Source organism: Nonomuraea sp. JJY05, from assembly GCF_043496855.1.
In the GTDB taxonomy this organism is placed as follows: Bacteria; Actinomycetota; Actinomycetes; order Streptosporangiales; family Streptosporangiaceae; genus Nonomuraea.
On the sequence record NZ_JBIEIS010000061.1, the window covers coordinates 44,503 to 68,087 of the forward strand.

Annotated in this window: 31 protein-coding genes and 2 pseudogenes; 21 read left to right on the plus strand and 12 right to left on the minus strand. The window is 70.4% G+C overall.

Features of this window, described 5'->3' with window-relative positions; all coding sequences use genetic code 11:
- The 5 genes from ACFKCF_RS54755 to ACFKCF_RS54775 all read left to right on the plus strand — a co-directional run bounded on the left by ACFKCF_RS54755 (nucleotide 1) and on the right by ACFKCF_RS54775 (nucleotide 4,292).
- The gene (locus ACFKCF_RS54755; RefSeq protein ID WP_394504519.1) at nucleotides 1-675 is read left to right on the plus strand and encodes an alpha-ketoacid dehydrogenase subunit beta; all 675 of its coding nucleotides are present in this window, start codon (nucleotides 1-3) and stop codon (nucleotides 673-675) included.
- Nucleotides 672-1,991, plus strand: coding sequence for a dihydrolipoamide acetyltransferase family protein (locus tag ACFKCF_RS54760; protein ID WP_394504520.1), 1,320 nt, complete (start codon nucleotides 672-674; stop codon nucleotides 1,989-1,991). The genes ACFKCF_RS54755 and ACFKCF_RS54760 overlap by 4 nt, the downstream gene beginning before the upstream one ends.
- 98 nt (nucleotides 1,992-2,089) lie before the next feature.
- A complete protein-coding gene (locus ACFKCF_RS54765) occupies nucleotides 2,090-2,491 on the plus strand; it encodes a GntR family transcriptional regulator (RefSeq protein WP_394504522.1) in 402 nt (133 codons plus the stop codon).
- Nucleotides 2,488-3,333: an ABC transporter ATP-binding protein gene (locus ACFKCF_RS54770; protein ID WP_394504524.1), complete on the plus strand. Its 846-nt coding sequence runs from the start codon at nucleotides 2,488-2,490 to the stop codon at nucleotides 3,331-3,333. Before ACFKCF_RS54765 ends, ACFKCF_RS54770 begins: the two co-directional genes overlap by 4 nt.
- Complete coding sequence (locus ACFKCF_RS54775) at nucleotides 3,330-4,292, plus strand: ABC transporter permease (RefSeq protein ID WP_394504526.1); 963 nt, start codon at nucleotides 3,330-3,332, stop codon at nucleotides 4,290-4,292. The genes ACFKCF_RS54770 and ACFKCF_RS54775 overlap by 4 nt, the downstream gene beginning before the upstream one ends.
- A gap of 67 nt (nucleotides 4,293-4,359) precedes the next feature.
- Here ACFKCF_RS54775 and ACFKCF_RS54780 read toward each other — a convergent pair whose 3' ends face one another.
- On the minus strand, nucleotides 4,360-4,857 hold the full coding sequence (locus ACFKCF_RS54780) for an AraC family transcriptional regulator (protein ID WP_394504528.1): 498 nt from the start codon (nucleotides 4,855-4,857) through the stop codon (nucleotides 4,360-4,362).
- A 108-nt stretch (nucleotides 4,858-4,965) separates the two neighbouring features.
- On the opposite strand from ACFKCF_RS54780, the gene ACFKCF_RS54785 reads away from it, so the two are divergent.
- Complete coding sequence (locus ACFKCF_RS54785; RefSeq protein WP_394504530.1) at nucleotides 4,966-5,190, plus strand: hypothetical protein; 225 nt, start codon at nucleotides 4,966-4,968, stop codon at nucleotides 5,188-5,190.
- Between the two features lie 77 nt (nucleotides 5,191-5,267).
- Nucleotides 5,268-5,678 (plus strand): hypothetical protein, encoded by a 411-nt coding sequence (locus tag ACFKCF_RS54790; RefSeq protein WP_394504577.1) that lies wholly within the window; start codon nucleotides 5,268-5,270, stop codon nucleotides 5,676-5,678.
- A gap of 37 nt (nucleotides 5,679-5,715) precedes the next feature.
- Here ACFKCF_RS54790 and ACFKCF_RS54795 read toward each other — a convergent pair.
- A pseudogene (locus ACFKCF_RS54795) lies at nucleotides 5,716-5,928 on the minus strand (pyridoxamine 5'-phosphate oxidase family protein); the annotation flags it as partial.
- 23 nt (nucleotides 5,929-5,951) lie between these two features.
- Nucleotides 5,952-6,404, minus strand: coding sequence for a hypothetical protein (locus ACFKCF_RS54800; protein ID WP_394504531.1), 453 nt, complete (start codon nucleotides 6,402-6,404; stop codon nucleotides 5,952-5,954).
- 233 nt (nucleotides 6,405-6,637) lie between these two features.
- Here ACFKCF_RS54800 and ACFKCF_RS54805 point away from each other — a divergent pair, with 233 nt between their 5' ends.
- Entirely contained in the window at nucleotides 6,638-6,856 is a 219-nt protein-coding gene (locus tag ACFKCF_RS54805; protein WP_394504533.1) for a hypothetical protein, read from the plus strand.
- A gap of 355 nt (nucleotides 6,857-7,211) precedes the next feature.
- Here ACFKCF_RS54805 and ACFKCF_RS54810 read toward each other — a convergent pair whose 3' ends face one another.
- From ACFKCF_RS54810 to ACFKCF_RS54830, 5 genes are all read right to left on the minus strand, one after another.
- Nucleotides 7,212-7,379 carry a hypothetical protein gene (locus tag ACFKCF_RS54810; protein WP_394504535.1) on the minus strand — a complete coding sequence of 56 codons (168 nt, stop codon included), beginning with the start codon at nucleotides 7,377-7,379 and terminating at the stop codon, nucleotides 7,212-7,214.
- A gap of 194 nt (nucleotides 7,380-7,573) precedes the next feature.
- Nucleotides 7,574-8,131 carry a dihydrofolate reductase family protein gene (locus ACFKCF_RS54815; RefSeq protein WP_394504536.1) on the minus strand — a complete coding sequence of 186 codons (558 nt, stop codon included), beginning with the start codon at nucleotides 8,129-8,131 and terminating at the stop codon, nucleotides 7,574-7,576.
- Between the two features lie 69 nt (nucleotides 8,132-8,200).
- Nucleotides 8,201-8,416, minus strand: coding sequence for a hypothetical protein (locus ACFKCF_RS54820; protein WP_394504538.1), 216 nt, complete (start codon nucleotides 8,414-8,416; stop codon nucleotides 8,201-8,203).
- Between the two features lie 263 nt (nucleotides 8,417-8,679).
- Nucleotides 8,680-8,964, minus strand: coding sequence for a hypothetical protein (locus tag ACFKCF_RS54825; protein ID WP_394504539.1), 285 nt, complete (start codon nucleotides 8,962-8,964; stop codon nucleotides 8,680-8,682).
- A complete protein-coding gene (locus tag ACFKCF_RS54830; protein WP_394504541.1) occupies nucleotides 8,946-9,773 on the minus strand; it encodes a hypothetical protein in 828 nt (275 codons plus the stop codon). Before ACFKCF_RS54830 ends, ACFKCF_RS54825 begins: the two co-directional genes overlap by 19 nt.
- A 799-nt stretch (nucleotides 9,774-10,572) precedes the next feature.
- Between ACFKCF_RS54830 and ACFKCF_RS54835 the strand changes: the two genes are divergently transcribed.
- The 5 genes from ACFKCF_RS54835 to ACFKCF_RS54855 all read left to right on the plus strand — a co-directional run bounded on the left by ACFKCF_RS54835 (nucleotide 10,573) and on the right by ACFKCF_RS54855 (nucleotide 15,249).
- Complete coding sequence (locus ACFKCF_RS54835) at nucleotides 10,573-10,746, plus strand: LuxR C-terminal-related transcriptional regulator (RefSeq protein WP_394504575.1); 174 nt, start codon at nucleotides 10,573-10,575, stop codon at nucleotides 10,744-10,746.
- A gap of 70 nt (nucleotides 10,747-10,816) precedes the next feature.
- Nucleotides 10,817-11,584: an ABC transporter ATP-binding protein gene (locus tag ACFKCF_RS54840; RefSeq protein WP_394504542.1), complete on the plus strand. Its 768-nt coding sequence runs from the start codon at nucleotides 10,817-10,819 to the stop codon at nucleotides 11,582-11,584.
- Complete coding sequence (locus tag ACFKCF_RS54845; RefSeq protein ID WP_394504543.1) at nucleotides 11,569-13,389, plus strand: hypothetical protein; 1,821 nt, start codon at nucleotides 11,569-11,571, stop codon at nucleotides 13,387-13,389. Before ACFKCF_RS54840 ends, ACFKCF_RS54845 begins: the two co-directional genes overlap by 16 nt.
- 34 nt (nucleotides 13,390-13,423) lie before the next feature.
- Nucleotides 13,424-14,632 (plus strand): sensor histidine kinase, encoded by a 1,209-nt coding sequence (locus ACFKCF_RS54850; protein ID WP_394504545.1) that lies wholly within the window; start codon nucleotides 13,424-13,426, stop codon nucleotides 14,630-14,632.
- Nucleotides 14,629-15,249 (plus strand): response regulator, encoded by a 621-nt coding sequence (locus ACFKCF_RS54855; protein WP_394504547.1) that lies wholly within the window; start codon nucleotides 14,629-14,631, stop codon nucleotides 15,247-15,249. The genes ACFKCF_RS54850 and ACFKCF_RS54855 overlap by 4 nt, the downstream gene beginning before the upstream one ends.
- Before the next feature lie 79 nt (nucleotides 15,250-15,328).
- On the opposite strand, the gene ACFKCF_RS54860 is transcribed toward ACFKCF_RS54855, so the two are convergent.
- Nucleotides 15,329-15,526 carry a hypothetical protein gene (locus tag ACFKCF_RS54860; protein ID WP_394504549.1) on the minus strand — a complete coding sequence of 66 codons (198 nt, stop codon included), beginning with the start codon at nucleotides 15,524-15,526 and terminating at the stop codon, nucleotides 15,329-15,331.
- Between the two features lie 106 nt (nucleotides 15,527-15,632).
- Here ACFKCF_RS54860 and ACFKCF_RS54865 point away from each other — a divergent pair, with 106 nt between their 5' ends.
- On the plus strand, nucleotides 15,633-16,097 hold the full coding sequence (locus tag ACFKCF_RS54865; RefSeq protein ID WP_394504550.1) for a recombinase family protein: 465 nt from the start codon (nucleotides 15,633-15,635) through the stop codon (nucleotides 16,095-16,097).
- A gap of 416 nt (nucleotides 16,098-16,513) precedes the next feature.
- Here ACFKCF_RS54865 and ACFKCF_RS54870 read toward each other — a convergent pair whose 3' ends face one another.
- Complete coding sequence (locus ACFKCF_RS54870; protein WP_394504553.1) at nucleotides 16,514-17,161, minus strand: winged helix-turn-helix transcriptional regulator; 648 nt, start codon at nucleotides 17,159-17,161, stop codon at nucleotides 16,514-16,516.
- A gap of 69 nt (nucleotides 17,162-17,230) precedes the next feature.
- Between ACFKCF_RS54870 and ACFKCF_RS54875 the strand changes: the two genes are divergently transcribed.
- The gene (locus tag ACFKCF_RS54875) at nucleotides 17,231-18,031 is read left to right on the plus strand and encodes an alpha/beta fold hydrolase (protein WP_394504555.1); all 801 of its coding nucleotides are present in this window, start codon (nucleotides 17,231-17,233) and stop codon (nucleotides 18,029-18,031) included.
- Here ACFKCF_RS54875 and ACFKCF_RS54880 read toward each other — a convergent pair.
- Nucleotides 18,009-18,407, minus strand: a complete 399-nt coding sequence (locus ACFKCF_RS54880; RefSeq protein WP_394504557.1) for a hypothetical protein — start codon at nucleotides 18,405-18,407, stop codon at nucleotides 18,009-18,011. The two genes, ACFKCF_RS54875 and ACFKCF_RS54880, sit on opposite strands and share 23 nt — an antisense overlap.
- A gap of 403 nt (nucleotides 18,408-18,810) precedes the next feature.
- Between ACFKCF_RS54880 and ACFKCF_RS54885 the strand changes: the two are divergent.
- The 6 genes and pseudogenes from ACFKCF_RS54885 to ACFKCF_RS54910 all read left to right on the plus strand — a co-directional run.
- Nucleotides 18,811-19,170 (plus strand): annotated as a pseudogene (locus ACFKCF_RS54885) (ArsR/SmtB family transcription factor); the annotation flags it as partial.
- A gap of 137 nt (nucleotides 19,171-19,307) precedes the next feature.
- On the plus strand, nucleotides 19,308-20,036 hold the full coding sequence (locus ACFKCF_RS54890) for a cation transporter (protein WP_394504559.1): 729 nt from the start codon (nucleotides 19,308-19,310) through the stop codon (nucleotides 20,034-20,036).
- A gap of 1 nt (nucleotide 20,037) precedes the next feature.
- Complete coding sequence (locus ACFKCF_RS54895) at nucleotides 20,038-20,640, plus strand: methyltransferase family protein (RefSeq protein ID WP_394504561.1); 603 nt, start codon at nucleotides 20,038-20,040, stop codon at nucleotides 20,638-20,640.
- A 199-nt stretch (nucleotides 20,641-20,839) separates the two neighbouring features.
- A complete protein-coding gene (locus tag ACFKCF_RS54900; RefSeq protein ID WP_394504563.1) occupies nucleotides 20,840-21,238 on the plus strand; it encodes a VOC family protein in 399 nt (132 codons plus the stop codon).
- Between the two features lie 21 nt (nucleotides 21,239-21,259).
- Nucleotides 21,260-21,598, plus strand: a complete 339-nt coding sequence (locus ACFKCF_RS54905; RefSeq protein ID WP_394504565.1) for a YciI family protein — start codon at nucleotides 21,260-21,262, stop codon at nucleotides 21,596-21,598.
- A complete protein-coding gene (locus tag ACFKCF_RS54910; RefSeq protein ID WP_394504567.1) occupies nucleotides 21,595-22,809 on the plus strand; it encodes an RNA polymerase sigma factor in 1,215 nt (404 codons plus the stop codon). Before ACFKCF_RS54905 ends, ACFKCF_RS54910 begins: the two co-directional genes overlap by 4 nt.
- Before the next feature lie 148 nt (nucleotides 22,810-22,957).
- Here ACFKCF_RS54910 and ACFKCF_RS54915 read toward each other — a convergent pair whose 3' ends face one another.
- Complete coding sequence (locus ACFKCF_RS54915) at nucleotides 22,958-23,548, minus strand: NADPH-dependent FMN reductase (RefSeq protein WP_394504569.1); 591 nt, start codon at nucleotides 23,546-23,548, stop codon at nucleotides 22,958-22,960.
- Nucleotides 23,549-23,585 lie beyond the last annotated feature (37 nt).

Sequence of the window (23,585 nt, forward strand, 5' to 3'; positions counted from 1 at the left end):
ATGACCACTGCGAGCATGGCGCAGGCGCTGAACGCCGCGCTGAGGGACGCCCTGCGCGAGGACGAGCGCGTTCTCGTCTTCGGTGAGGACGTGGGCCCGCTGGGCGGCGTCTTCCGCGTCACCGACGGGCTGACCAGGGAGTTCGGCGAGGAACGGTGCTTCGACACGCCGCTGGCGGAAGCCGGGATCGTGGGACTGGCCGTGGGCCTGGCCATGGGCGGCTTCCGGCCGGTGATCGAGATGCAGTTCGACGCGTTCGCCTACCCGGCCTTCGAACAGATCGCCTCGCACGTGGCCTACGGGGTGGCGCTGCAGGCCGCCGAGGCCGCGGCCCAGGACGGGCTCGCCCTGGAGGTGGTGGACCTGCGGACGATCGTCCCGTTCGACGACGCGACCGTCGTGTCCTCCGTACGCAAGACCGGGCGCTGCGTGGTGATCCAGGAGGCCCAGGGGTTCGCCGGGGTGGGCGCGGAGATCGCGGCCCGCGTGCAGGAACGGTGCTTCCACTCGCCGGCGGCGCCGGTGCTGCGGGTCACGGGGTTCGACATCCCGTACCCGCCTCCGATACTCGAGCACTCGCACCTGCCGGACGCCGATCGGGTGCTGGACGCGGTGGACCGCCTGCAGTTCGGTGACGCGCCCGATCTGGCGCACCTGGCGGGGGAGGCGTCATGACGCGGCATGTGTTCCGCCTGCCCGGTCTGGGGGAGGGGCTGACAGAGGCCGAGATCGTCGACTGGAAGGTCGCCGTCGGGGACACCGTCGAGATCGACCAGATCGTGGTGGAGGTCGAGACCGCCAAGGCGGCGGTGGAGGTGCCTGTCCCGTACGCGGGGACGGTGCTGAGCCTGCACGCTTCGGCCGGGGCCGTCCTGTCGGTGGGGGAGCCGCTCATCGAGGTGGGCCCGGTGGACGGCGTGGGCGATTCGGCGGCCGCGGCCCGCTACCGCGAGGAGGAACGCGCCGGATCCGGAAATGTCCTGATCGGTTACGGCACCGGTCACGCCCCCACCACCCGCCGCCGCCATGGCGGCTCACGCAAGGCCGCCGATCGGACACCCACGCCGCCCGCCTCCCCGGCCGCGGTCGACCAGGCACCTCGGGTGATCTCCCCGCTCGTGCGCAGGCTCGCCCGGGAGCGCGGGCTGGATATCGCCGCCGTCAGTCCCACCGGACCCCGAGGCGTGATCCTCCGCCGCGACGTCGAACGCGCCATCGCCGCCATCGCCGCCTCTGCGTCCTCCGCGGCCGTCGACCCGGCGGCGTCGGTCGCGCCCGAGCCGGCGTCGCGAGGGGCCGGGGCCGCGTCGGACGCCACCGCAACCCCACTGAGGACCGAGCGCATCCCCCTGCGCGGACTGCGGCGGGCTGTGGCCGACAAGCTGAGCCGCAGCCGCACCGAGATCCCCGACGCCACCACCTGGGTGGACGTCGACGCCACCGGCCTGCTCGAGGTCAAGGACGCGCTCCGGCGGGACCGTCCGGACCTCGGCATCGGGCTGCTCGCCCTCCTGGCCCGCATCTGCGTGGCCGCCCTGCGCCGCTTCCCCGAGCTGAACTCCTCGGTCGACACCGCCCGAGCCGAGATCGTCCGGCACGCTCACGTCAACCTCGGCTTCGCCGCCCAGACCGATCGCGGCCTGGTCGTGCCGGTGGTCCGCGACGCGCACCTGATGACCACCGCGCAGCTCGCCGCCCTCGCCCGCGAGGGCACGCTGCCTCCCGCGGCGTTGACCGGGGGCACGTTCACGCTCAACAACTACGGCGTCTTCGGCGTGGACGGATCCACCCCGATCATCAACCACCCCGAGGCGGCGCTCCTCGGCGTCGGCCGCATCATCGACCGCCCCTGGGTCAGGGACGGCACGGTCGTGCCCCGCAAGGTCGCCCAGCTGTCGTTCACGTTCGACCACCGCGTCTGCGACGGCGGCTTGCTGCGCTTCGTGGCCGACTGCGTGGAGAACCCCGCCGTCCTGCTCGCCCACGTCTGACCCCGGCCGCGACCCGGCGAAGGAGCACATGACGCCGATCCCCGGGTTGACAACGGCGTTCGAATCCAACACCCTTTCACTACGCAAATAGTGAAAGGGTGTTTTGGTTGATCGAATTCAACCTGGACCGCGGCTCGGGGGTCTCGACGTACCTGCAGCTCGTTCACCAGGTCAAACAGGCGCTCCGGCTCGGTACGCTGCGGGCCGGTGACCAGTTGCCGACCGCCCGCGAGGTGGTCGAGAGCCTGGCCATCAACCCCAACACCGTGCTCAAGGCGTACCGGGAGCTGGAGCGCGACGGGCTGGTCGAGGGGCGGCCGGGGATGGGGACGTTCGTCCGGCAGGGGATCGCGGGTGCGACGCTCGCCGAGCACACGCGGCTGCGGCGCGGTCTGGAGGCGTGGGTGCGCGAGGCCCGCGCGGCGGGGCTCGATCAGGAGGACCTGCGGGCGCTGTTCACCGTGGTCCTGGCCGACACCGCGAAGGAGGGCGTGGCATGAGTCCCGCGTTGGAGGCGACCGGGCTGGGGGTCCGCTATCGCCGTACGTGGGCGCTGCGCGACTGCTCGCTGGCCGTGCCCGCGGGGCGCGTGGCGGCGCTCGTCGGGCCCAACGGCGCGGGCAAGACCACGCTCATGCACGTGGCCGTCGGCCTGCTGCGGCCCGCGCTGGGCAGCGTCCGCGTGACCGGTGAGGCGGCGTTCGTGGCCCAGGACAAGCCGCTGTACGACAGCTTCACCGTCGCCGAGATGCTCACCTTCGGCCGCCGCATGAACACCCGATGGGACGACGCCGCCGCTGCCGACCGGCTCGCCGGGCTGGGCATCCCGCTGGAGCGGAAGGTGAGCGGGCTGTCGGGCGGGCAGCAGGCGCAGGTGGCCGTGACGCTGGCGCTGGCCTGCCGGCCCGACCTGCTCGTGCTGGACGAACCGCTGGCCAATCTCGACCCCCTCGCCCGCCACGACGTGATGCGCTCGATCATGGCGGAGGTGGCCGGGCGGGAGCTGACCGTGCTGCTGTCCTCGCACGTCGTCTCGGACCTGGAGGAGACGTGCGACTGGCTCGTCGTGCTGAACAGGGGGCGGCTGCAGGTCAGCGGTGACATCGAGGAACTGCTCGACGGGCATCTCGTGCTCACCGGGCCGGACGGGGCATCGGTGGCGGGGATGCGCGTGGTGAGCGCGAGCCGTACCGGCAGGCAGGTCAGCATGCTGGTCAGCGGCGCGCCCCCGCTCGATCCTCGCTGGCAGGCACGCCGGCCCGGGCTGGAGGAGCTCGTCATGGGCTACCTGCGCAGCCCCGAGTCGGCGGCGCTGCCGGAGCTGACGGGGGTGAACGCGTGATCTGGCTGACGTGGCGCCAGCACCGGACGCAGATCCTCGTGACAGCGGGCTTCCTGGCGCTGCTGGGGGTGCTGCTGCTGGGTTCGGCGGTGGAGACGAGCTGGTATGTGGCCGAGCACGCCCCGCCCGGCTGCCCGGGGCCCGCCGTGGCGTGCGGAGACCTGGCGGTGGCGCTCGCGCAGCGCTACGACGCGGTCTACTCGGTGTTCGGCTGGATGCCGCTGGTGGCGCCGGCGTTGATCGGGGCGTTCTGGGGCGCGCCGCTGCTCGGCCGCGAGTACGAACGCGGCACCCACCGCCTGGCCTGGACGCAGTCCGTGCCCGTGTGGCGCTGGCTGGCGGTCAAGCTGTCGGTCCTGGGCGCGGCGGTCGTGGCGGGCGGGCTGCTGCTGTCGCTCATGGTGAGCCTGTGGCGGCCGGTGTTCAGGGAGGGGGTCGACTCCACGTTCGGCAATATCGGCGTGTTCAACATGGTCGGCGTGGAGCCGGCGGCGTGGTGGCTGTACTCGTTCGCGCTGGGCACGCTGGCCGGCACCCTGTTCCGGCGTACGCTGCCCGCGATGGCGCTGGTCGTGGCCGGGGTGGCGGTGACGATGTTCACGCTGTTCCAGCTGAGCGACCACTACGCCGAGCCGGCGCGAGCCGAGCTGTCCGGCACCGTGCTGATGGACGACCCCGACGCCCGGCTGGTGAGCGCCGCCTGGGTGGAGCCGTCCGGGAAGGAGGTCGCCGAGCCGTCGGGCAGCGGCTGCCCGCGCCGGGTGGACGTGGGGCAGAGCAGCAAGAACGCCGAGGCGTGGCAGGCATGCCTGTTCGGCAAGGGTTACCGGTTCGCGGTCTACTACCATCCGCCGTCTCAATTCTGGCGCTTCCAGTGGACCGAGGCGGGAATCCTGGTGCTCGCGTCGGCGGCCCTCGGCGGCCTGGCCGTACGCCGCACCCTCCGCCGCCCCGGCTGACCCTCGCCGCCCGCGGGCCTCGGCGGCCACACCTTCGGCGGTCCAGGGGCACCGCGGGTGAAGGAGGTCAGCGCGCCTGGCGGCGCCAGAGTGAGGGGCTGTGGCCGCGGGCGCGCTTGAACGCCACGCTGAAGGCGAAGGCGTCCTCGTACCCGACCTGGCGGGCCACCGTGGCGACGGTCGCCTCGGTGTCACGGAGCAGGTCCGCCGCCAGGGTCATTCGCCGGCCGGTGAGATAGGTGAGCGGGGGCTCGCCGACCAGGCTGGTGAAGCGCGCGGCAAAGGCGGCGCGGGACATGCCGACCTTGGCGGCCGGCTCGGCGACCGTCCATCGGTGGGCGGGGTCCTCGTGCAGGAGGCGCAGTACGTCGCCGATCGAGGGGTCGGCCAGGGCCCGATGCCAGGCGGGAAGTGCCGGATCCGGCCTGGCGCACCATGCGCGCAACGCCGGCATGAGCACCAGATCCAGCAGGCGGTCGAGGATGGCGTCCTGACCGGGTTCGTCGCAGGCGATCTCGGCGGCGAGCAGATCCAGCGCCGCCCGGGTCCGCGGCCCGGCGGGCACGACCCCCCCAGCGGGGGGAGCACGTCCAGCAGGCGGTCGCCCACGTCGCCACGGAGCTCGTACGCGCCCCGGATCATGACCGTGGCCCCGGGCAGACCGTCACCGTAGGTGCGGGGCGCCAGGCTCCGCCGAGTCGTTGTCGCCAGGGACGACGCCGAGGACATCGCCGAGGTCGCCGCGTCGGCCCTGACCGAGGACCGCCACGGCGGCCGGACCTGCCAGCTGACCGGCCCGCGGGCGATCAGCTTCGGTGCGGCGGCCGATCTCATCGGCAGGGCCGTCGGGCGTACGGTCTACGTCGCGAAGACCGCCGCCGCCGGCCACTGGGACTGACCACCACGCCCTGTCGGCCCAACGGCGACGTGGAGGCGCTCTTCACCAACCCCCAGCGGAGTATCCCGGTGCTCCGCTTGGCCGCCGACCTCTGCAATGGCGTCAAGCACCGCAAGCTGAGGGCCGGGACCAGCAAGACCGGCGATGACAGCACCAGGATCAGCAACCAGAGCGTCTCGATCTCCCTGGGTTCCCCCGTCATCGCGGAACACCAGTGGTATGTGACCTCGGGGGGTCAGAAGTACGACGTCATCGAGTTGGCCGACGACATCGTGGAGGAATGGAACGCCTGGTTGACGGCACAGAATCTGCTGTGCGCAGCGGGCGGCACTGGATCTGCTACGGCCGGTCCGTCCTGGAGGCTGCCCGGCTGCGGTTCGGTGATCGCCGGTGCCACCGGCCCGCAGCAGGTCCGGGCCATCGCGGCCGCCGGCGGTTGGGAACCGACCGCCGAGCGACGAAGTCCAGCTCGGCCCGGCCGCGGATGAGCAAGATCTTGGGCGGGTGAACCTCGGTGTCGATCGTCAGGGCGACCATCGGGTTCTCGCTCAAGGCCTGCAGCTTCGGGGCGTTCTTCGGAGTGCACATGACGATCTCCGAGCCGTTCCAGGCGAAGATGATCGGGATATTGCGGGGTGTGCCGTCCTTGGCGACATAGGCCAAGCGGGCCACGTCGCGAGCCAGCAGCTCCCGGCTGAGAGGCCGGTTCAGAACCTCGGTGACCTCGTACGGTTCCACGGTGATTCCTCTCGTTGTTCGGTTCAGGGGCGTTCGGCCACTGCTTGCGCAGCGGTCGGTTGTGGTCTGGGCGGCGGGGTCCCGTTCGACAGGCGCAGGGCCGGGCTGAGCATCGCGGTGACGACGAGCGAGGCCACCGCCATCACGGCCATCGCCGCACCCGCGGGCAGGTACTGCGCGACCAGTCCGGCCAGCGTGGCGCCGGCCGCCTGCATCGCCTTCATGCCGGTGACGTGCAGGCCCAGCGCCTGACCGCGGACGTCTTCGCCGATCAGCGCGATCAGCCGTTCCTGCAGCAGCAGCGTGGAGGCGAAGCCGATCGACGCCACCGCGACGACGCCTGCCGCGACCGGCGTGCTGAGCGGCAGCGCGAACAGCAGGTACGGCAGCGCGAGCAAGAACCGCAGCGGGGTGACGTACCGCCGCCGCCCCTGTGGCGACAGGAACCGTCCGGCGGCCAGATCGCCGAACAGCATGCCCAGCGCCGCCGCGACGAACAGCGCGGCGGCGGCCCGCGGACGGACTTCCGCTCTGGGTCGACTGGCACATCCACCCCGTCTCGCAGGCGGGCTGGGCTGCCGACAGCGCGGTCATCTTCGACCGGCGAGGCTTCGACCGGCTCCCGGCCACCTTCTCCGAACTGCTCAGCACCGGCGAATCCGAGCCGCCGATCCGCAAGCAACGCATCGATCACCAGATCGCGCAGCTGGTGATGGTCCCGATCGCGGGCAAGCAGATCGCCCGCCGCTCGCCGGAGACGGCCCGGATGATCGAGTTCCTCGGAGGCCCCTGCGCGCCCGACGCCTCCTGGAAGTACCACCTCGCCATGCTGCGCCGGCTGTTGGACGGGTTCGCGGCGCTCGGCCTGCCCGACAGCGTCGCCGCCGGGCACGCCTACCTCGACCTCGTGACGGAAACTCTCGACTGACGCCGTCCCGGCTGCCGAATACGGTTTGAGCACCAGGAGCACAGGCAACCAGCGGCGCGGTCACCGAGCGCGAGTTGACAGGTGCGCTCGAGTCGCCACCGGCAGGAGATCGCGATACCGCGCCGGACTTCTCCCGCCATGTACCCTCGCGCAAACACCTGCCGGCGACCAGGGGACTGCCCCTTCCGCTGGTACTTGGTCTGCGCCCCGTCTACGCGCACGCGCTCGCGGGAGGCAAAGAGGCGGTCATCAGTCGCTCATGATCATCAGCTCGCCCATCGCTCGGAGGCTGCGCGCCTCTTTCGCGGCCTCCTCGGCCGCGGCCTTGATGAGGGACTGCCCGGCGTCGACGGACTCACCGTCCCCGCGCGTCGGGTGTGGCGCGGGCGTCGGTGGCCATCCCGGACAGCGCGGCGGCCACCAGGGGCAAAGCGCGGGCCGAGGCGACCTCCTCACACGAAGTACGCGCCGTGATCAGGAATTGTTCTGGGTCGCCGGCCGAGACCGTGACCGGGGCGTTCATATTGGTGCTGGTCAGAGACGCCGTGACGCCCGATCTCAAGGTGGTGCTTGACCAGGTCAGGAGCTCCTGAGCCGATCGCTGACGAGCGGACGTCGACGATCAAGGACCGGCGGCCGGTACAACCTGACCCGAGAATTGAACGGCACCGGCGACGGGCACGCGCCTACCCCGGTGCCACCGAGACTTGCTGGGTCTTACTTGTCGGCCGGCACGTACACCAGCTCGAGGACTCCTGACGGGAAGGCTGTGTTTTTCACCAAGCGCAGGTTCACAGCCTGATCCAGCTCGGGGAACAGCGGCGCGCCCTTGCCGGTGACGGCGGGCAGCACCCACAGCCGGTACTCGTCGACCACGCCGAGCTTGATCAGGGAGTGCATGAACGTGGTGCCGCCGGCGGCGACGAGGTCCTTGCCGGGCTCTGCCTTGAGCTTGGCGATCTCCTCCGCGGTGTCACCGCTGGCGATCCGGGTCTCGGGCCAGTCGTCGGCCGACTTCAGGGTGCGGGAGAACACGACCTTGGGGATCTCGTTCATGGCCTGGGCAGACGGGTGGTCGGAGTTGGGCCAGTATCCGGCCATGGCCTCGTAGGTGTTACGGCCCATGAGGAAGGCCCCGGCCTCCCACAGCCGGCTGACAAAGTACTCCTCCTGCTTCGGGTCGTCGATGCTCATCATGACGTCCCGGATTCCGTTGTCCACGTCAGCGCTCTTGCCGTCGAGCGAGACGTAAAAACCCAGAATCAACTTCCGCATCCGGTGCCTCCATGTGCTTCTTCCCGCGCCGGGACGGTCCCAGCGGGCGCTTGCATGAGCTCTCACCGATCAGCTCGTGCTCAGTGGTTGGTCACTCACACTCAGACCGCCGGTTCCCTCAAAACTCATCGCGCAAAAAAGTGCCCTTGGACTTTTGTAGGCACCTGAGTTGTCGAAGTCTTCGAGCACGGCGACCACCGCTTCGGTGATCTCCTTGAGCATCTCGCTTGGCGTGCTGCCGGTGAACCCGTCGATGCGGCGGGCCCAGGCGTGCCAGTCCAGCACCTCGCCTCGGCGGGAGAGCGGACATCGTCTTGGATGCGCTGTCCCACCTCGTAGTCGATCTGCCGGGCGAAGTCGACGTGATCCCGCTCCTCCTGGCGCAGCTCACCAGGTAGGGGTCAGTAGGCGGCATCGTCGCTCGCCCACCCCTCATCGCGTCGTCCTGGTCGTCGTGGCCGTCAGCGGGGTCGGGCCGGGTCCCGCTGGGCGGCCGGCGCGGCCTCGAAGGCGCCGTCCATCTTCTGCAGCAGGTCCCACAACCGCAGTTAGGCGCGTACCCACAGCACTTCGTCGGCGCCCAGCACGGCATCGGCCGCCCGGTGCAGCCGTTCGTAGGCGCGCCGGGTCTGCTCGTACTCGGCGGCCGACTGTTTGACGGTGCCCTGCAGTTGGCCGCACGTACGAGCCGCCTCGGCGGGCACCACCGCGGCGATACGGATGCGGTGCTTGATCAGGTAGGAGATCTCGTCGAGGTAGCGGGCGCGGTCGGCGAGCTCGCCGAGTTGGGGTCGCTGCCCCTTGATGCGCCCGCTCAGTTGTCGACGGCCCATACCGCGGCGGCGATCGGCTCGATCCCCGCGACCAGCTCGTCGAGCTCGTCCGCACTGAGCACGTCGTACGCCGGGGCTGCCAGCTCGTCGGTGAGCGCCTCGATCCGCTCCTTGGTCTCCCGGCCGGCGTCGGTGAACCCGCCGGCGGCATCCACGAGGCCGCGGCCGCGCAGCCCGTCGACGACGGCGGCCAGCTGCGCCTTGGGCAGGTGGTGGATCCGGCCGAAGTCCTCCGCCCTCATTCCGAGGGAGAGCGCCATAAGGACGTGGGCCTCGGTGCCGCCGATGCCGTGGGCGAGAAGGGCGGCGTTGTGGCCGTCCCCCCGGTACTCCCGCAGCAGCGTCGCCGCGTGCCACAGCCTGGCCACCGGCTCCTCGGGCACGGCGAGCGCCCGGAGCCCGGCGTACAGCGCCCGACCCTCGGTCGGCGCGCTGACCGCTGCTCGGGTGGCGAGGTCGGCGACCCGCACCAGACCAGGGAAGTCGGCGAGCTCCCCGATCATCTGCCGCAGCGCGGTGGCGCTGCCCCGCTCGCGCACGGCGATCGCCTCCTCCGGACTGGTCTTCCCCCACACCCAGGGGATATGGCGCGCCACCTCGCCCTCAGCGAAGTTGTAGAAGACCGCGTGCACCACCCCGGCCGGTGCCGGCCCCAGCGGCGCGGCCCGGCCCGCGAAATACCCGTCCCAGTAGTTGCGCATACCGAGGGCCAGGAACGCCTCGTTCGCCACCTCGGAGAAGGTGACGGTGGCGATCGGCTCGACGAGCTCGAACATGCGGTGGACCTTGGCCCGTGGGTGCTGCATCATCGGCCGGCATCTCCCTTGGTCGTGACAGTGCCCTCGTGGGCAACCGCTCACCCTTGCTACGAACAACGCGGCCCAGATACGACAACTCCGGTCGATAACTCCCGGACGATTTTGCCGGGCAGCGTCGGGGTGTCGCCCGGACCCGGTCGCCGCTCGGTTGCCGCGATCTGGTTGCTGGCTGGGCCAGCCTCGGTCCGTGCTCGCCACAGGTCATGTCGGCCATCCGACTGTGCGTAGAGAGCCCACGTCCGCAGGTTCGGACGTACGCCGATGAGCCTGGACCAGCGGACGACGCCGTAGAAGTACGAGCTCGGGTCGCTGTTGACGGCGACAACTGCGACCGAACGTCTCCACGGCCTGAGCAATCGCGCGCACAGCCGCGGCCGAAGCCCCCCGTCGCCGTAGGTGTCGAGGAGATCCTGCAACCGCTCTGGGTTACGCGCCGTCGCCGCCACACGATCACCCGCTCCCGCGCAGCCAGTCCCGCGGCCCACACGTGCACTCGACATCGACGCCGGTGGTGCTCCTGATCGCGTTCGCGGACCAAGGGCGGGCAGCGTGGTGGACGGGGGCTGATGCGGATCCGCCCGACGCCTCATCAACGGCACGCGGAGTTTCCGGGAACACGGTCGGGTTGTGCATCGTGACCTCCTTGCCTGACGGTGTGCAGCCAGTCTGGCGGGCGGCACGCACCTGGACATCCGTGCCGAGCACTGAGCCGCTACGGAACGGCCACCGACGTACGCCATCCGGATAGGCGTGGATTCGACGAAGGTCTCGACCCAAGGTGCTCGCCGCCGTGGGCGGGCACCTGCCGAACGCGCAGATCGCCAGGCGGCTGCGCATCTCGGTCCGTACGGTCGAGAGTCACGTCGCGGCGCTGCTGCGCAAGCTCGATGCCGCCGGGTGGGCGACTTCCCCGAATCGGCTCCCATCCTGGCCATGCCCGTTGCCACATCAACCGATCGGTTGATGCTGGAATCCACCATCCCGCTCCCCGCCCGGACGATCCGCCACCCCCGCCCCCGCACGATTCTCAAGTCATGCCAACCAACCGGGAGCCCGCCCTCCGCACCACCGCTCTCCGCAAAGCCTTCGGCGACCACCTGGCCGTCGACGACATCCACCTCACCGTCCCCGCCGGCTCCTTCTACGGCCTGGTCGGCCCCAACGGCGCCGGCAAGACCACCACCCTGGCCATGGCCGTCGGCCTGCTCCGCCCCGACGCCGGCAGCGCCGAGATCTTCGGCGTGGACGTCTGGCGTGACACCGTCCAGGCCAAGGGACTGATCGGCGTGCTGCCCGACGGCAACGCCATGCCGGAACGGCTCACCGGCCGCGAGGTCCTCACCTACCTCGGCCTGCTGCGCGGACTGCAGCCCGCCGTCGTCGCCGAGCGCACCGACGAACTCCTCCAGATCCTCGAACTCGACTCCGCCGAGCGGACCCTGGTCATCGAATACTCCACCGGCATGCGCAAGAAGATCGGCCTGGCCGTCGCCCTCCTGCACGCGCCCCGCCTGCTCGTCCTGGACGAGCCTTTCGAGGCCGTCGACCCCGTCTCCGCAGCCACGATCAGGACCATCCTGCGCAGGTTCGCAGCCAACGGCGGCTCTGTGATCATCTCCAGCCACGTCATGGCCCTCGTCGAGCAGCTCTGCGACCATGTGGGCGTCATCTCCGACGGCCGCGTGGTGGCCGCCGGGCCGCTGGCCGACGTACGCGGCGCCGGAACCCTGGAGGACGCCTTCGTCGACCTCGTCGGCGCCCGCACCGGCGGAGCGGAGGGGCTGGCATGGCTCACCTCCTGACCCCCGGCCCGGCCGCATTGGCACAGCACATGATCCGCATGCGGCTGGCACTCATGCGCAACTCCCTGCGCGGCGACAATGCCTCCACCCTCTACACCGGCGTCTCGCTCGGGCTGATCCTGGCCTTCGGAACGATCGCCGTCGCCGTCCTTTGGCCCGCCTACCTGCCCCTCACCCTGGCCGTGTGGCTGTCCGGCTGGATCTTCGGCCCCCTCTTCATCGGGGGCGGCAGCGAGGCCCTCCGCCCCGAATACTTCTCCATGCTCCCGGCCACGCCAGGCCGGATCGCGGCGGCACTGCTCGCCGGAGCCTTCGCGGGCCCCGCACCCGCGGTCAATCTCATCGCCCTGCTGTCCCTGCCCGTGTACGGCTGGCGCTTCGGCCCGGCCGGAGTGCTCATCGGCCTGGCAGCAGCCGTCACCACGCTCGTCACCATGGTGATGATCTCCCGCGTCATCGTGGCGCTCATCGGCCTGTTCGTCAGATCCCGCGCCACCGCGGCCATCGTCGGCATCGTCACCGGCACCGCCATCGCCCTGTGCAGCAACGGCTGGGCCCCCGTGGCAGCCCTGGGCGGCTCCGACACCGCCGCCTGGTCCCAGGTTCTCGTCCGCGCCCTGCCCTCCGGATGGGGCGTGGCCGCCGTCGAAGCCCCTTGGCCCCTCGCCCTCGCCATCCTCGTCGCCAACGCCGGCGTGATCGCCCTCCTCCTGACCGCCTGGGCCGGCCTGCTGTCGCGGCGCGTCGTCTCGGCTGCACGAGGCGGTGTGCCGCCCCGCCGCGGCACGCCCCGCCCCCTCCCCGCCACCAGCGGCGCCCGCATCGCCGCCGCCAAGGAACTACGCGCCTGGGGGCGCGACCTCGTCCGCATCCAGCTCCTCGCCACCGCCTTCTCCTACGCCATCGTCACCCCCCTCCTGCTCGTCACCATCGACACCTGGATCATGGTCCCCTTCACGGGACTCATCGCGATCGTGATGGCCGCCGCGTCCTCGGCCAACCTCTACGGCGCCGACGGGACCGCCCTCTGGCTCACCCTCATGACCCCCGGTGCGGAACGCGCCGACGTACGCGGTCGCCAACTGGCCTGGCTCCTCATCGTCGGCCCGGCCGCCGTCGTCCTCTCCCTGGCCGGCACCCTCGTCAGCGGCCAGACCTGGGCCTGGCCGTGGGTGCTCGGTCTGCTCCCCGCCCTCCTCGGCGGTGGCGCCGGGATCATCGTCCTGCTCGCCGTCACCTCGCTCGTCCCCGGCACCGACCCCCACAAGCGCGGCGGCAACCCGCTCAGCACCGGCGCCGACGAAACCGCCGAAACCAGCCTCGCCTGGCTCGTGCTCGTCACGGTCCCCGCAACCGCCCTTCCCGCGGCCGGCGCCATCCTCCTTCATCCCTGGGCCGGCATCGCCACCGGTGTGCTGACCGGCGCCCTCAGTGCTTGGGGGCTCGGCAAGATCGCCTACCGCAGACTCGAGAACCACGGGATCGATCTGCTCAACCTCATGAAGCACGGCCCGGCACCCCAGGCCGACAAACCCACCACCGCGGACCTCCCCATTCAGCACCGCATCGGCGTCACGATCAGCTACACCATCGCCTGGCTTCCCCTGTTCCCCCAGGGACTCGTGCCCATGGTCATGAAGATCTTCGGCATCGAGAACCCCGTATGGTTCCTCGCCCTTCATCTCCCGCCGATCTGGCAGTGGCCCACCATCATCTTCATGATCGCCCTAGGGCTGCTCATGTACGGCTACGCCATCCTGATCCCCATGCGCCTAAGCTCGTCCTCGTCGGCCGGCACCAGGTGAAACCCATCCGTACCCGAGAGGAGGGGCGCCCCGGATGAACGACCTCTTCCCGCCCTCCGCCTGGGAACGACGCTTCGAGCGCGTCGTCGGGATCGTCCCCTACATCACCCTCGCCGCTTCCCTCGCCATCAGCCTGGCCTCACCCGACCACCCCGAAGGCGGGATCCCCCGTACCCTCGCGCTCACCGCCCTGGCCCTCGCCTGGATCCTCGGCGCCCACACCCTCCTCCCCGCCGCCGTGCGCCGACGGAGGGTCGCCGTCACCATTCACTTCGCCGGCGTCCTGGCCACCGCGGCGCTGCTGACCTTCCACAATCCCATCTTCATCATCTACTGCATCTCCGGCTTCTTCCTCGCCGCCAACTTCGCTCCCTCCAAGTGGACCTTCGCCGCCGTCGCCGCCACCTCCGTCGTCCTGTACGGATCGACGCTCGACTGGACCCAGGCCACCATCCAGCTCATCGCCTTCTACCTGGCGATCATCGCCGTGCAGACCGTCGCCATCGGCGGTGGCCACATCGCCGGGATCAAGATCGAGGACCGGCAGCGCAAATACCGGAAAGCGGTCAGTGACCTGCAGACGGCCCTGGAGGAGAACGCCGACCTCCACGCCCAGCTCCTCGCCCAAGCCCACCAGGCCGGCATCCTCGACGAACGCCAGCGCATGGCACGCGAGATCCACGACACCCTCGCCCAGGGCCTCACCGGCATCATCACCCAGCTACGCGCCGCCCAACGCGTCCAGGACGTCGGCACCCACCTCGAACTCGCGCTCGACCTCGCCCAGGACAGCCTCACCGAAGCCCGCCGCTCCGTCGCCGCTCTCCAGCCCCACCAGCTCGAGGACGCCCACCTCCCCGAAGCCATGGCCACCCTGGCCCGCAACTGGTCCCAGACCACCGGCGTCGACCTCCACGTCGAAGTGACCGGCGACCGCGTCCCCCTCAGCCCCGCCATCGAGGTCACCCTCTTCCGGGTCGCCCAGGAAGCCCTCGCCAACGTCGCCAAACACGCGGGCGCCACCCGCGCCGGCCTCACCCTCTCCTACACCGGCTCCGTCGTCCTCCTCGACATCCGCGATGACGGCACCGGCATCCACGATCCCGACAGCAAGGGATTCGGCCTCAGCAGCATGAGGCAACGCCTACGCGGCGTCGGCGGCTCCCTCGAGATCGAGAGCACGCCCGGTGAGGGCACCGCCGTCAGCGCCACCGTCCCCGCGCTCCAAGGAAACCCCCGATGATCCGCCTCCTCATCGTCGACGACCACCCCATCGTCCGCCACGGCCTGCGCGCCGCCTTCGAGGCCGAACCCGACATCCACGTCGCCGGGGAAGCCGCCAACGGTCGCGAAGGCATCGACCGCGCCGTCGCACTCCAGGTCGACATCGTCCTCATGGACCTGCGCATGCCCGAAATGGACGGCGTCACCGCCATCACCGCCCTGCGCGAGTCCCACCCGCACATCAAGACCCTCGTCCTGACCACCTTCGACGGCGACTCCGACGTCCTGCCCGCCATCGAAGCCGGCGCCACCGGCTACCTCCTCAAAGACGCCCCCACTGACGAACTCCTGCGTGCCGTCCGCGCCGCGGCCGCCGGCGAGCCGGTGCTGTCCCCTTCCGTCGCCGGCCGCCTGATGGGCCAGGTGCGCAGACCGGTCAAGGCTGCCCTTACCGACCGCGAACTCCAAGTCCTCGCCCTCGTCGCCGACGGCGCCTCCAACCGCCAGGCGGCCGCCAAGCTCTTCATCAGCGAGGCCAGCATCAAGACCCACCTGCTACACATCTACGACAAACTCGGCGTCCGCGACCGCGCCGCCGCTGTCGGCGAGGGTTATCGACGAGGTCTGCTCAGTTAGCCGACCAACAGCCCGCCCCGCCTGTCTGGAGGAACGCCGCAGATGGCGGGCGGTGGAGCCGACCTTACAACAGGCCGACTCAGCCGGGCCTGGCCCAGATAGGCACCCGCCTGGTCGACCGCCTGGCAAGCATGCGGCCCAGCAGCGGCGCCACGTCGGCCGGACTGGTGACGTCCTCCAGCACCAGCAGCCATCCCTCGTGCGCGGCCAGCCGCTGGCGGCCCGCTCGGCCCGGAGCCTCCAGCGGCAGTTCTGCAGCCAGTTCCGGTTCCAGCACGGGTGGCCAGCGTGGCCGGCCCGGCCTGCACCGAACGAAAGGTCGCGTCAGTGGGCCGGGGCCGAAGCGGCTTGGCGTGACACGCCGTTCTGGACGCATCTGGACGATGCGTTCTTGCAGAGGGGCCCGGTGCTCTACCGCGCAGCAGGAACTGCAGAGCCAGATCGACGCGCTGGAGAGCGCGGGCTGCCAGCCGATCTTCTCGGAGAAGATCAGCACGCGGATCAAGGTGCGGCCGGAGTTCGCCAAGGCGATGGAGTACGCGCGCACGATCAATACGGCCGTCCCGAACCAGCGGGTGATCTTCACGGTGCACGAGATGAAGCGGCTGGGCCGGGGCGCGGCCGAACTCCTGGCGATCGCCGAGGAGTTGCGCCGGGCCGACATTCAACTGGAGCTGCTGACCGGCCCTCTGCAAGGCATCTACGACCCGTCCGGGCATGGGGCGGCGCTGTTCGCATTCTCGCCGGGATGGCCGAGTCCGAACCCGAGTACATCCGGGAGAGGTCCCTCGAAGGCCAGGCCTCAACACGGGAGCGCGGCCGCCCCAAGGTGTTCGACGACGACATGATCACCTACGCCCGCAGCCTGCGCGCTTGATTACTCAAAGTTACTTTGGGGTTGGTGGCGCTGTGCCGGAGCTGGTGGAGGTCGAGTCCAGCGTAGGTGTCGAGGAGGACGCGGGCGCGGTCGTAGCCGAGCCGGGCCCCGGCCCGTGTGCGGGCAGATGTCTTTCGCGGCGGGGCGGCAGGCAGGGACCGGGCGACGCTCGGACAGAAACAGCGGGCCGCAGGTGCGGATGGTGCCGTCCGGCAGGCGCAACAGTCGGGGCAGCAGGTAGGCGGTCCCGCTGTCCCGGTACACCCATTCGATCCCGCCGCCCTTGGAGGTGGCGGGGGCCCGCCGGGTGTCCAGGTCGAGGTCTTCGACGTTGAGCGCGAGAATTCCGCTGCTCTGGCGGCTGTCCGGAACAGGCGCTTACGGGGGTCAGGACGCAAAGCATCGCAGGAAGCGCCGCAGGGTGGATGCGTCGCCGGTGACGGCGGCGTCTGCAGCCTGCAAGGCATCATCGAGGTCCCGACCGCCGAACACCAGGTCCTGCAGGACGCGCACTCCACAGGTGATCGTGGCCGCCGCGTCGGAAATCTCGCCTCGGGCGATGTGCAGCCGTCCTTCGGCGACTTCTGCGTAGAAGGCGTCGCGTCCAAGGCGCAGCTGGTAGCGGCCACATAGATCGCTCGCTGCGGCGGGGACAAACGTGGTCTTGAGGGCGAAAGCCAGCGCGTCCGCGCTCAACTCGGTCGCCGACGTGCTTGCAGGTGGGATGGAGCTGCCCCATCGGCCGAGCGCCAGCAGAACCGGCTCGAGCTCCCGGCCGCGCGGCGTCAGCTCGTAGACCCGGGCTCCAGCGGGCGGCCCCAGGACGCGACGCGCGACCACGCCGGAGTCCTCGAGCTCTCGTAGGCGCTGCGACAGCACGTTGTGGCTCACCCCGGCCAGTCCGCGATGCAGATCCACGAAGCGTTTGGGACCGAACACCAGCTCGCGCACCATCAGTAGGGCCCAGCGCTCACCTACGACATCCAGAGCCCGGGCGATGCCACACAGATCTCCATAACTACGCGAACCTGACACGCTACAACTTCTCCTTATATAGGAGTAATCTCTCCTATATAAGGAGTATAGTCGGATAGAGGAGAAACGATGCCGCGGGTCATTTCCCGGGACGGTACGTCGATCGTCTACGAGCGGGTCGGCAGCGGTCCGGTCGTCGTCTTCGTGAGCGGCGGGCTGGACGACGGGGCAGAAAACCGGCCGCTGGCCCAGGAACTGGCCGAAGACTTCACTGCCGTCAACTACGCTCGCCGTGGCCGCGCCGGAAGTAGCGACGTGCAGCCGTACGCGCTGGAACGTGAGATCGAGGATCTAGCAGCGTTGATCGACGCGATTGGCGGGCCGGCCCATCTGTTCGGCGCCTCCTCTGGTGGTGCGCTCGCGCTGGAGGCGGCGGCGGCCGGACTGCCCATCGGCAAGATCGCCGTGTTCGACGTGCCCTATGCCATCGGCGACACCGCCGTCCAGACCTGGCAGGCGTACGTCAGGCAGCTGCGCGTCGCGCTCGCCGATGAAAAGCATGGCGAGGCGCTGAAGCTGTTCATGCGGCTGGCCGGCGCGTCTGAGCAGGACATCGCCGGGGCGGAAGGCTCGCCGATGTGGCCGCCGCTGCTGAACCTCGCGCACACGCTGGCCTACGATGCCGCCTGCCTGGGAGAGGGGCCTCCACCCGCCGCGCGACTCTCCACGATCGATCAGCCGGTACTGGTGACCACCGGAGCGGGCGTCGACCCGCATATGGCAGGTCTTCCGGGCGGTTTCTTCGGCCAGGCCGCCGACGCGATCGCCGCGTGCCTACCCCACGCCGAGCGCCGGACTCTCGACGTGCGCGAGCACATAGTCAACGCCAAGGTCCTCGCCCCCGTGCTCACAGGGTTCTTTCGCTCTTGACCGAGGAAGTGCCGCCCACCACCCAAACCTGAGCCAGTCCGACGCCGGACTGGCTCAAGGATGAGGACGGCGTTCGCGGCCGGTAGGTGGCCGCAGGGGTCTGGTTCGCATTGGGACAATTGGTCACTGACCGCAACGCCACCTGCTTGACCGGGTTGTAGCGCGACAAGGTGCCGGCGTCCTGAGCGTCGGCCCCCGCGAAGTCGGTGATCTTCGACGGCGCGATGCCGTCCAACTGATCCAGCCACGCCACCTGATCCCGCAGCCGCGACCAGGTGGCCCGCTGGGCGGACTTCTTGAGCCGGTTGAACGTCGATTTCCCATCCGGCCCGACGACGAGCAGACCCTCCATCCGGGCCCGGCCGGCCTCGCCCATCCGCTGCAGATCGTGGCGAAGATGCTGGAGGCGGAAATCAAGCAGTTCCCGGGAACCTGAGTCTCCCTGACGGGGTGGCCGATGACACCCTCAAGTTCATTCACCGGCGCGTCCTGACCTCACAGCCGCGTTCAGTCGTCGTCCCATTCGGGCCCGTCGCCGACCGTCGATGCAGACGGCGGCAGCCATCGACCGGGCGGCCAGCGGCAGGCGGCCCGCTCGGCCTGCAGTCGCGGCAGGGGCGGTGGCGATCTGGCGGGCCCGTCGGCGCGGCTCGGCGCCGCTCTCGAGCGCGGGTTTGCCCAAGGGCGGGGCGATCACACCGGGCAGCGTCCGGATCATGAACGCGGAGCGTAGCGCACCCTCTTGCTAATACATAGGCAGAACGGGCTATCATCGCCATATGGCGATTGATTCTGACGGTGGCCGGTGTGTCAGCGCCGACATCGCGGCCGGCATCTCCCCGGCGGCCGCGCTGTTCCACTCCCTGGCCGATGAGACACGGCTGCGGATCGTGGCCCGGCTTGCGCGTGGCGAGGCCCGCGTGGTGGACCTGACCAGCCAGCTCGGGCTGGCCCAGTCCACCGTGTCCAAGCATCTGGCCTGCTTGCGCGACTGCGGCCTGATCGACTACCGCGCCGAAGGCCGCCAGTCGTTCTACTCCCTCACCCGGCCCGAGCTGATGGACCTGCTCGCTTCGGCCGAGCAGCTGCTGGCCGCCACCGGCCACGCCGTGACGCTGTGCCCGGTCCACGGCACCCAGCACGGTGCCCAGCCTGGCATTCAGCCCGGCGCCCAGGAGGGCCCGGCCGGCGCGAACGGCGCTTTGCAGGCCGAGATCGACCACGATCTCGCCCGCCTGGCCGAGCGAGCAGGCGAGACCGAAGGAGAGGGCGTGTCGTGACCACGCTGGATCTGCCCGCCCCGGACCGGCGGGCATTACTGCAGCGCCGCATCCGGCTGCTGGTCGCGGCCACCATCACCTACAACGTGATCGAGGCGGCGGTGGCCATCACCGCCGGCAGCGTCGCCTCCTCCGCGGCGCTGATCGGGTTCGGCCTCGACTCTGTGGTGGAGGTCGCCTCGGCCGCCGCGGTGGCCTGGCAGTTCTCCGCCACCGACCACGAGAGGCGGGAACGGGCCGCGCTGCGGGTCATCGCGATCTCGTTCTTCGCCCTGGCCGCCTACGTCACCTTCGACGCCGTCCTCGCCCTGTTCGGCGCCGGCGAGGCCGAACACTCCACCCCCGGCCTGATCCTGGCCGCGCTGTCGCTGCTGGTCATGCCGTTCCTGTCGTACGCGCAGCGTCGCGCCGGTCGCGAGCTCGGCTCCGCCTCGGCGGTGGCCGACTCCAAGCAGACCCTGCTGTGCACCTACCTGTCCGCGGTGCTGCTCGTGGGCCTGGCACTCAACAGCCTCTTCGGCTGGTCCTGGGCCGATCCGATCGCCGCGCTGGTCATCGCCGCCGTCGCAGTCAAGGAAGGCCGTGAGGCCTGGCGCGGGGACGCCTGCTGCGCCGTCCCGGCCACCACCACTGCTGCTGCGGCCGGTGCCGGCGCCGAGGAGCAGGGCGATGGATGCGCGACCTGCGCTCCAGGCTGTTCCTGCTGCTCATCGGCTGGAGATTGACATGGCACTCACCGCGTTGATCATCTATCTCGTGTGGGCGCTGCCGGCCTTCGGGCTGCGCAGCTGGGTGCAGTGGCGCCGCACCGGTGATGCCGGCTTCCGCGGCGCCGGGCTCGCCCGCGGCAGCCTCCAATGGTGGGCGCGGATCCTGTTCGTCGCCGCCCTGGTCGTCGGCGCGGCCGGTCCGGTCGCCGCCCTGGCCGGGCTGCCGCCGCTGCCCGGCACAGACCACCCGCTCGTGCAGGCCGCCGGTACGGTGCTGGCCCTGCTCGGGGTGGTGGCCACGCTGGCCGCGCAGACCTCGATGGGCACCTCCTGGCGCATCGGCGTCGAGGAGAGTGAGACGACCGCCCTGGTCACCAGCGGCGCCTTCGCCCTCGCACGCAACCCCATCTTCTCCGCCATGATCGCCACTGCGGCAGGGCTGGCCGCCATGGTCCCCAATCCGGTCTCCCTGGCCGCGCTGGTGCTGGCCGTGGTGTCCATCGAGCTGCAGGTCCGAGCCGTCGAAGAACCGTACCTGCAGCGCGTGCACGGAGCCGCCTATCGGGCCTACGCCGCCCGCGTCGGGCGCTTTGCGCCGGGTATCGGCCGCCTCCGGTGATCAGGCTGCGCCCGGCGTGGAGAAAGTTTTCGGCGCCCCTGTCGTATCGAGGTCTGGGCCGATCGTCTGTGAGGTGAGGGCCAGGCCGTCAGCGGGCATGTCGCAGTGTCCGGCTCGCGGCCACGTGATGTGAGGTGAGCCCGGTGGGGCCTCACGGACGGCCTGGGAACCTCATCGACCGAGCCCGAAGGAGCGCATCATGAATCCCACCCTGAACACCATCGACATCGTGGTGTCCGACATGGACGCCTCGATCGCCTTCTATGCCCACCTCGGCCTGGAGTTCAAGGTCGACGAACACTCGCCCGAGCACGCCGGCTGTGACCTGCCCAACGGGCTGCACGTCATGCTGGACACCGAAGGCTTCCGCACGCCGTTCCTGCCCGGCTGGAGCGCCCCGTCCGGCGGGCCGCGCACCCTGCTGTGTTTCGAGTTCGATGCCCCGGCCGGGGTGGACGCCAAGTACGCCGAACTCGTCAAAGCGGGCCACCGAGGGATCGCCGAGCCGTTCGACGCGTTCTGGGGGATGCGCTACGCGACCGTGGCCGACCCGGACGGCAACGGCGTCGACCTGTACGCCACCTTCCCGGCAAGCTGAGACGAAAGGCAGACAGCGACCGTGAAGTACGTGCTGATGTTCATCGAGACCGAGGAGTTCGCCCAGCAACTGGAGGCGATGGGCGAGCTGGAACGCGAGACCGCCTACGCGGCCGTGACGCAGTGGTTCGCCGACCACGGCGACAAGATCACCCACCACACGCATCTGGCGCCGGTGCATACCGCCACCACGGTCCGCCTGGGCCAGGGGGAGCCGATCGCCACCGACGGTCCGTTCGTCGAGGGCAAGGAGGTGGTGAGCGGGTTCGCCGAACTGGAGGTGGCCGATCTGGACGAGGCGCTGAGGATCGCTCGCTCCTGGCCGGCCTGCCCGATCGTGGAGATCCGCCCCGCCTCATGAACGAGCCGGTGCACGGGCAGGTGAGCCAGGAGGTGCTGGCCCGCGTGGTGCGTGAGCACGCGGGCCGCCTGGCCGCGTCCCTGGTGTCGCTGCTGGGAGACTTCTCCGCCGCCGAAGACCTGGTACAGGACGCGGTGGAGGTCGCGCTGCGCCGCTGGCCGGTCGAGGGGATCCCCGAGCGCCCGGACGCCTGGCTGTTCACCGTGGCCTGGCGGCGCGGCCTGGACGTGCTGCGCCGGGAGTCGAACTACCGGGCCAAGCTCGCCCGGCTCACCCGGCCGGCCCCCGCTCCGCGTGACGACCGGCTCCGGCTGATCTTCACCTGCTGCCATCCGGCGCTGTCGCGCGCCGCGCAGATCGCGCTCACGCTGCGCGTGGTGTGCGGGCTGTCGGCCGCGCAGATCGCCGCCGCGTTCCTGGTGCCCGAGGCCACGGTGGCGCAGCGCATCACGCGCGCCAAACGGAAGATCGGCGAGGCCGGGATCCCGTACCGCATCCCGCCGCAGGAGGAGTTGCCGCAGCGCGTCAACGAGGTGCTGGCGGTCATCTACCTGCTGTTCAACGAGGGCTACCTGTCGAGCACGGGGGAGCGGGCCCAGACGCGCGACCTGGTCGACGATGCCGAGTGGCTGGCCGCGCTGCTGGCGAACCTGCTGCCGAAGGAACCGGAAGCGGCTGGGTTGCTCGCGCTGATCCGGCTGCACCGGGCCCGTGGCGCGGCCCGGTTCGACGACGGCGGGCGGCTGGTGCTGCTGGCCGACCAGGACCGCGGGCTGTGGGACCGGCAGGCCATCGAGCAGGCCACGGCGCTGCTGACCCGGGCCGTTCGCGCCCACCGCCGGCCGGGGCCGTACCAGTTGCAGGCGGCGATCGTGGCCTGCCATGCCGAGGCCGAGACCTTCGCCGCCACCGACTGGGCGCAGATCCTGGTGCTGTACGACATGCTGCTGCACCTGGCGCCCTCGCCCGTCACGCGGCTGCACCGGGCCATCGCGCTCCGGCACGTCCAAGGCGCCGAGGCGGCGCTGGCCGAACTCGAAGATCTCGGTGAGGTGCTGCAGCGCTACCCGCTCTTCCACGCCACCCGGGCCGAACTACTTCGGGACCTGAACCGCCGTGAGCAGGCGCGGCGGGCCGATGAGCGGGCGCTGGAGCTGACCGCCAACCCGGCCCAGCAGGCGCTGCTGGAGCAGCGCCTGGCCTGGGACTGACATCCCGGTGTATCGAGGCCACCACGCCGAGCTCGACGCGAAGCCGGAAGCGGATGCCCTGGCCGGTCTCTTCCCGGTCGATGAGGTGCCGGCTGAACAGGTGCCGATATTCGTTCAGACGCTGCTGGGATCGGAGGGGCCGCGGTTCCTACGCGGCCCCCGCCGTGCCTTCCGCCTGCCACGTGTCACGCAGTGTCTTCAAGGCGCCGCCCCAGGCGAGGAGCTCGTCCAGCATCGCGGTGACCGCATCGGCGTGGTGGGCCGCCGGGGTGAGGACTTGGAAGTTCTCGAAGTCCGTGGCCAGGGACAGCGCGACCTGGGTGCGTACGTCGGCGACGTGCAGTTCGCCCATGATCAGGCGCAGGTGTTCCACGGCTCGGACACCTCCCGCAGTGCCATAGCTGACGAAGGCGGCGGCTTTGTTGTTCCATTCCGCGTACAGGTAGTCGATGGCGTTCTTCAGTACGCCTGACGTCGAGTGGTTGTACTCGGGGGTGACGAACACGTACGCGTCGAAGGACGCGATCTTGTCGGCCCAGGCCCTGGTGTGCGCGTTGGCGTAGTGGCCCATCGCCGGTGGCAGAGCCTCGTCCAGGTGCGGCAGGTGGAAGTCCTTGAGGTCGACGATCTCGAACGAGGCGTCGTTCCGTCCGGTCGCCAGGTCGTGAATCCAGTGGGCCACGGCCTCGCCGTTGCGTCCCGGGCGGGTGCTGCCGATGATGATGCCTACTTTGATCATGAATTCGTCCTTGGTGGGTTCGGCAGGTGCCGATCAT